Genomic DNA, 6,795 nt, shown 5'->3' on the forward strand with positions numbered 1-6,795 from the left:
AGAACTGAGACGATGGGAGAGCTGTAACCGCTATGGGTCGTGTGGGAGTATTACTATTAAACTTGGGCGGGCCCGATCAAATCGAGGATGTCCGTCCTTTCCTGTTCAACTTGTTCGCTGACCCGGAAATCATTCGCATTCCGTTTCCGTGGATGCAGAAACCGCTCGCCTGGTTGATTTCGACTCTACGTTTTAAAAAATCCCAGGAAAACTACCGCCAAATCGGAGGCGGCTCTCCTTTGCGGCGGATTACCGAAGAACAAGCCTTGGCGCTGCAAGAACTTTTGCAGTCTAAGGGACAAGATGCCAGAGTATACGTGGGGATGCGTTACTGGCATCCTTTTACTGAAGAGGCGATCGGCAAAATAAAGCGCGATCGTATCGAACAATTGGCAATCTTGCCATTGTATCCTCAATTTTCGATCAGCACCAGCGGTTCTAGCTTCCGACAGCTAGAAGAAATGTGGAACCAAGATCCAGATCTCAACCAGATAGAATATACCGCGATTCCTTCTTGGTATCACCGACCAGGCTACCTTCAGGCAATGTCGGAATTGATCGCCCAAGAATTAGATAACAGTCCAAATCCCGATCGAGTTCACATCTTTTTCAGCGCCCACGGCGTCCCCCTCAGCTACGTAGAAGAGGCTGGAGACCCCTATCAGCGCGAGATTCAAGATTGCACTCGCCTGATTATGGAACATTTGAATCGATCGAACGAACATACACTAGCTTACCAAAGTCGGGTTGGCCCGGTGGAATGGCTCAAGCCTTACACCGAAGAAGCGATTACCGAATTAGCAGAAAGTGGAGTTCAAGATTTGTTGGTAGTTCCAATTAGTTTTGTTTCCGAGCACATCGAGACTCTGCAAGAAATTGACATGGAGTATCGAGAATTAGCAGAAGAGTCGGGGATTGAAAATTTCTACCGAGTCCCTGCATTGAATACTCATCCGGTATTTATTGAAGCCTTGGCAGATTTAGTCATCGAGTCGATAGAATCTCCGAGCGTTAAATTCTCGGATGTGATACGCCCTTCCAAGAAAGTTAAAATGTACCCTCAAGAGCAGTGGGAGTGGGGTTTAACGACGGGGGCGGAAGTCTGGAACGGTCGTGTAGCAATGATTGGTTTTATAGCATTAGTGATCGAGTTAATTACGGGTCAAGGCCCGCTACACTCGATCGGCTTGCTTTAAATAATAATCGGTTGTGCGATCTATTTTTAGGTGCAGATTAAGCCTGCAATCTGAACCAACAGCAGACAAAGAATCTCAACATAAAACCCGCCCCGCGCATCTAAAAACCGCAAGAGGGCGGTTTTTGCATGGAGATTAAATCCATTAAATCAAAGGTACGTAGTTGCGCTTGGGCGCTCTTGGTACGTAGTTGCGCTTGGGCGCTCCGAGGTACGTAGTTGCGCTTGGGCGCTCTTTCAAAGGTACGTAGTTGCGCTTGAGCGCTCCGAGGTAGGTAGTTGCGCTTGAGCGCTCCGGAAAGGTTTTTGTATTGGAGAATAAACTGATTCCTAGACGCAACATTCAGATCAAACAAAAGGTACGTAATTGCGATGAAATCACTCTTTCTTATATATATAAGAAAGAGCGCTTAAGCGCAACTACATACCTAAAAATTAATCTGGATTGCGTTTGTGGCGGCGGGGATTTCCCCCATCGCCCGGTACTCCCTGACTTCTGTACCAGCGATACCACTCCTTAGAACTGCGAATAGCGAACCACAGCAGCAGCATAGCAATTAACGCACCCTCTTTCGGAGCGTCAAAGGCAAACAAAACCAGGGAAATACACAGAACATCTTGCAGCAAAATCACCCAAATTGGTAAAATCTGTAGTCGGTAAAGCCATCCTGCTTGTACCAGTTGCAGCACAAAAGCCAGCAAACCTCCGACAATACCAATAATCCACAGCATCCCAGGGTGAACAATGATTTCGTCGATCGCACTTACCTGAGCGATCGCAATTCCCATAATTGCTCCTACAATAGGACTAAAAATAATTTGCACAATTTGCAGCACCCGCTGTCCAGCAAAGGTTTTAGAAGCAAACACCTCCAACAGCGACCAACTCACCAAGATGGATATTGCCACTTGGGGGTGAAGGCAAGACAATAGAGGTATTTCCGACCAAAGCTTGTCAATCCGCAACAAACCAATCAACAGCAGCGGTAGGGCAATTCTCATACCCCCCGCCGCAGACGCAGAGAGCGCGGCTAGGAGTCCAACTATCATAATAATTTAGTTTTCTTTGTCGGAATCCCCACAGCAAGCGGTAATCCGCTTGGTGGCTGGCGGTGATTTGAGCGATCGAACTCAAATTGCCGATCGAGCTTAAACATCACCCTCTATTTTAACTGTATTTGCTGAATCGGTGCTTGGGACTGCGCCCCCCAAAGTCGATCGACAATCAGACAGAAGCCACTTACGCAGTTATTGTAGAAGGTAGAAGGCAGTTATCCAGAATCAAACCGGGATTGTGATTAAATTAGAAAGTATCGAAAAACCAGCAGTTAAGCCACAATAATTAAATTTAAAATACCACCTAACCCAGAGCTTTCCGGCAAATTATTCTCCTATCTTCCCTCTTCCTTCTCCTGTCTTCCGTCTTTCTTCTTCCTTCTTCATTCTTCCTTCTTCATCGTTCCTTTTCCCGTCTTTCCTCTTACTTCTAGCTTCTTCCTTCTGTCAACTGTCAACAGATCGCGGGCGGGCACGGGGGCACCGCCCCTACTAACTGTCAACTGTCAACTATCAACTGTCAACTATTCTTATGTCTGAATCATTATTTGCCGATGCCAGCCGCCGACTAGAACGAGCCTTAAAATATGTATCCCTTTCCGAGGATACTAGCGAGCGGCTCAAATATCCCAAATCCAGTTTAATCGTATCAATTCCCGTGCGGATGGATAACGGTGAGCTGCGAATTTTTCAAGGTTATCGAGTGCGCTACGACGATACCAGAGGCCCGTCGAAAGGAGGAGTGCGCTACCACCCGAAAGTATCCCTGGATGAAGTGCAATCACTGGCATTTTGGATGACGTTTAAATGTGCAGTGCTCAACATACCCTTTGGGGGAGCAAAGGGCGGAATCACAGTCAACCCCAAAGAATTATCCAAACTCGAATTGGAAAGATTGAGTCGGGGTTACGTAGATGCGATCGCAGATTTCATCGGCCCAGATGTCGATATTCCCGCACCGGATGTCTACACCAATCCCATGATTATGGGTTGGATGATGGATCAATACAATATTATTAAGCGGCAGCTAAGTCCGGCGGTTGTGACAGGTAAACCAGTAACAATTGGTGGCAGTTTGGGCAGAGATACTGCTACCGCCACCGGCGCTTTTTTTGTAATTCAAAATCTCCTACCCAAATTCAACCGAACTCCGTGGGAGACAACGGTAGCCGTCCAAGGTTTTGGTAATGCTGGAGCTGAATTAGCAGAATTGCTCTGGAACGCAGGTTACAAAGTTGTGGCTGTCAGCGATTCCCAAGGGGGAATTTATGCGAAACAAGGGCTGGATATTCCCAGCATCCGCCGTTTCAAAGAAGCTAACAAAGGTATCAAAGCTATTTATTGCGAAGGTTCTGTTTGCAATATTGTCGAACACGAAATCTTGACAAACGAGCAGCTTTTAGCCTTAGATGTAGACGTGCTGGTTCCAGCAGCTTTGGAGAATCAAATTACTGCACAAAATGTCAATGATGTCAAGGCTAAGTTTATTTTTGAAGTAGCGAACGGGCCGATTGATTCTGCTGCTGATTTGATTTTGGAAGCGCGGGGAATTCAGGTGTTCCCGGATATTTTAGTCAATGCCGGGGGCGTGACGGTGAGTTATTTTGAGTGGGTGCAAAATCGCAGCGGGCTTTATTGGACGCTGGAGGAAGTCAACCAGCGCTTGCAGCACAAAATGGTGGAGGAAACTGAGGCAATTTGGACAAAATCTCAGGAATTGTCGGTTTGTATGAGGACTGCTGCTTACGTGTACGGTTTGCAGCGACTCGGAGAAGCTATGAATGCGAAGGGAACGCGCGATTATTATTTAAACGGTTGACGGAATGCTGGGAAGTGCGATCGAACAGGCTAGAAGCCTGTTCCACAAAAATAGGCTAGAAGCCTGTTCCACAAAAATAGGCTAGAAGCCTGTTCCACAAAAATAGGCTAGAAGCCTGTTCCACAAAAATAGGTTATCTCATGTCCGGTTGATTGACCACAATAAAATGGGATCGAGCGTGCGGACTTCAGTCCGCATCATACGGACTGAAGTCCGCACTACAAACTTTAAAAATAGATTGAATATGATGATTGTGGGGCGGGCTGCGGCGAGGCTCAGAACAGCTAGCAGCTAATTATCAAAAATTTGCTGGACGCAGATTGACTAATATTACTTGATAATGTAAAGTAAAATGTTAATGGTCGCAAGATTTAAAAACTATGTGCGGCAAGGGGTCTCCTGTGAACTCGATCGAGTTTAACGGGAGAGAACGTAAAAAAAATTCCAATCATTAAAACTATATAGGCTACTCTAATGAGACAACCTTTATTTGGCAAACTCGCCGCGGCGGCGCTCGTTGTAGGTACATCGGCTGTGTTTTCCCAGCAGGGCCAAGCTCAAACGAGAAATCAATTTTTCTGCGGGATTAGCGAAGGCAAACCAGCAACAATCGTCCGCACGGCCGCTAAAGGCCCCGTACCGCTGATAGTTTGGAACAATGAAGCTTTTTCCGGTTCGGGTTGGACTCCCAAACGGCGCTGCGAAGACGTATCGGCTAGATTTCAACGGTTTAACGATAACGGTCAACTCAGATTCATGAGAGCGGGGACTTTCAATGGTCAACAAGTATTGTGCGTCGATAGAGTCAGAGGTAGCGGGAACTGTTCGAGTGCTGAAGCAATAGTGCTGACAGTACCCCGGCCCAACAATGCCAACCAGATTCTCGAAGAAATGCTTAACACCCGCAACCGCGCCTCCAAGCAGCCGCTTTACCTGAGTGGGGAAAAGCAACTGGTAACATACGAAAATGGGTTTGCTAACGTCAATCTCAATCAATGGTTTGAAAACGAACTACCAGACAACGAGCGTTTGTGGTAAAAGTAGCAAAGAAACTGCGAGCTAAACAAACATGGATTGGCGTTCACTAATCTTGGCAACTTGTATCAGTGGCATCTCAATGATTTTGCCTGCACAACTTCCGCGTGCCAAAAATTTCTTAAAACAGATGCCAGTCGAAATGTCGCAACAGCAATTGCAGCAACACGCTGAGTCGATCGCTGTTAGGGTGCGATCGTCTGGACAAGTTGCCGGAACGGGAATCGCCATTCGCAAGCAGGGTTCGCAGTACACCGTACTGACAAACGAACACGTCCTCAAAGCCGGCAAGGCTCCCTACCAAATCCAAACCCCAGATAATAAAATTTACCCTGCAATCTTTGTCAAAGACGCTAATTTTAAAGGCAATGATTTGGCGTTGTTGCGCTTTACTAGCAGCGTTGAATATACCACTGCTAAGCCGGGTGCCGTACCAAAAGTTCAGGATGCAGTATTTGCAGGTGGGTTTCCTTTGACAGAAGAAGGTCAAAAAGACCGAGGATTTGTGTTCAAAACTGGCAAAGTTTGGCGAGTGTTAGATAAAGCTTTGGAAGGTGGCTATCAAATTGGTTACACCAATGAGATTGAAAAAGGGATGAGCGGCGGGCCGCTGCTGAATGTTCGCGGCGAGGTGGTGGGGGTTAACGGCGTCCACGCTTACCCGCTGTGGGGAGACCCATACCAGTATAAAGATGGCACTGAACCGAATGCAGCGCTGCGAGAGCAGATGAGTAAGTACAGTTGGGGAATTCCGATCGACACTTTTAAGCAGCTAGCACCTTCAGGGCTGGAAATGACAACCAATTCTGTGAAAAAATAGGCGCGATTGAGTGCGGGATATTTCGTGCTTTGGCTTGGTGGCGATTTGAGCGATCGAAAATATATACAAACCCGCCCTAATATTCCTGAAACTAAACTAAATAATTGGACTATGACAAAATTTTATAGCAGAATTCCAACAACATTGGTAGGGGCGGTGGCGATCGTCGTCTCAGTGCAAATTCTGCCAGCACCAGCACTAGAACGAACCGAAATCGGGGAAATTGCTAAAAAATTTACGGTAATGATCGCTGGCGACTGTCAGGGATCGGGCTCGATCATTGAGCGTCAAGGTGAAAATTATACAGTCCTTACTGCCAATCACGTCGTAGCAACTACTGGTGAATGCTTTATTCAAACTGGCGACGGTATGCGCTACAAAATCTACGAAGCCATAAACGTGCCGGGAACAGATTTAGCAGTGTTGCAGTTCCAAAGCAAAAATAACTATGGAGTCGCTCAAACTGCGACCTCTGCAAATTTGCAGCCTGGGTCAACAGTTTATGTAGCAGGCTATCCCAGTCCCGGACAATTTGATACCAAACGCGGCTACCGCTTTTACCCTGTCAACGTCAACGGTAGAGCACCCGGTTCTCGTGAAGGTTACGAACTATCCTACGACGGCGCATCTCTCCCCGGTATGAGTGGCGGCCCGGTTCTCGACAGCAACGGCCGTGTGGTAGCAACTCACGGTAAAGCTGACGTGCGGCTTCAACAGGCTGTAGAGAATTACGGCGTTCCTTTTGAGATATTTCTGGCGAGGCGGAACCAAATAAGGGGCGACGCCCGATCGACCTCAGCCCAGAATCCACCCGTACCAGCCCCCGCACCAGCACCCGTACCAGCACCCGTACCAGCCCCCGCACCAGCC

At 47.4% G+C, this 6,795-nt stretch carries 7 protein-coding genes; 6 read left to right on the forward strand and 1 reads right to left on the reverse strand.

Translation table 11 applies throughout. The annotated features are described in order from the left end of the window. The first annotated feature begins 32 nt into the window (after nucleotides 1-32). A complete protein-coding gene (gene hemH, locus QZ918_RS24410) occupies nucleotides 33-1,196 on the forward strand; it encodes a ferrochelatase (RefSeq protein ID WP_293339325.1) in 1,164 nt (387 codons plus the stop codon). Nucleotides 1,197-1,630: 434 nt separating this feature from the next. On the opposite strand, the gene QZ918_RS24415 is transcribed toward hemH, so the two are convergent. Beyond that, nucleotides 1,631-2,242 carry a DUF4126 domain-containing protein gene (locus QZ918_RS24415; protein ID WP_293339346.1) on the reverse strand — a complete coding sequence of 204 codons (612 nt, stop codon included), beginning with the start codon at nucleotides 2,240-2,242 and terminating at the stop codon, nucleotides 1,631-1,633. Nucleotides 2,243-2,783: 541 nt separating this feature from the next. Between QZ918_RS24415 and QZ918_RS24420 the strand changes: the two genes are divergently transcribed. The 5 genes from QZ918_RS24420 to QZ918_RS24440 form a co-directional block, all read left to right on the forward strand. Continuing rightward, nucleotides 2,784-4,070 (forward strand): Glu/Leu/Phe/Val family dehydrogenase, encoded by a 1,287-nt coding sequence (locus QZ918_RS24420; protein WP_293339328.1) that lies wholly within the window; start codon nucleotides 2,784-2,786, stop codon nucleotides 4,068-4,070. 166 nt (nucleotides 4,071-4,236) lie between these two features. Next, nucleotides 4,237-4,365, forward strand: coding sequence for a hypothetical protein (locus tag QZ918_RS24425; RefSeq protein WP_293339331.1), 129 nt, complete (start codon nucleotides 4,237-4,239; stop codon nucleotides 4,363-4,365). A 179-nt stretch (nucleotides 4,366-4,544) separates the two neighbouring features. Beyond that, on the forward strand, nucleotides 4,545-5,108 hold the full coding sequence (locus QZ918_RS24430) for a COP23 domain-containing protein (RefSeq protein WP_293339334.1): 564 nt from the start codon (nucleotides 4,545-4,547) through the stop codon (nucleotides 5,106-5,108). A 31-nt stretch (nucleotides 5,109-5,139) separates the two neighbouring features. Continuing rightward, complete coding sequence (locus tag QZ918_RS24435) at nucleotides 5,140-5,925, forward strand: S1 family peptidase (protein WP_293147339.1); 786 nt, start codon at nucleotides 5,140-5,142, stop codon at nucleotides 5,923-5,925. Nucleotides 5,926-6,036: 111 nt separating this feature from the next. Next, the coding region (locus tag QZ918_RS24440; RefSeq protein ID WP_293339337.1) for a S1 family peptidase at nucleotides 6,037-6,795 on the forward strand (759 nt) is incomplete at its 3' end.

It is taken from the genome of Microcoleus sp. CAWBG58 (assembly GCF_020883045.1).
Lineage (GTDB): Bacteria > Cyanobacteriota > Cyanobacteriia > Cyanobacteriales > Microcoleaceae > Microcoleus.

What these genes read in the sequence shown, in the direction of transcription:
- hemH (WP_293339325.1), top strand. Translation starts at nt 33, where the DNA reads ATGGGTCGTGTGGGAGTATTACTATTAAACTTGGGCGGGCCCGATCAA.
- QZ918_RS24420 (WP_293339328.1), top strand. Translation starts at nt 2,784, where the DNA reads ATGTCTGAATCATTATTTGCCGATGCCAGCCGCCGACTAGAACGAGCC.
- QZ918_RS24425 (WP_293339331.1), top strand. Translation starts at nt 4,237, where the DNA reads ATGGGATCGAGCGTGCGGACTTCAGTCCGCATCATACGGACTGAAGTC.
- QZ918_RS24430 (WP_293339334.1), top strand. Translation starts at nt 4,545, where the DNA reads ATGAGACAACCTTTATTTGGCAAACTCGCCGCGGCGGCGCTCGTTGTA.
- QZ918_RS24435 (WP_293147339.1), top strand. Translation starts at nt 5,140, where the DNA reads ATGGATTGGCGTTCACTAATCTTGGCAACTTGTATCAGTGGCATCTCA.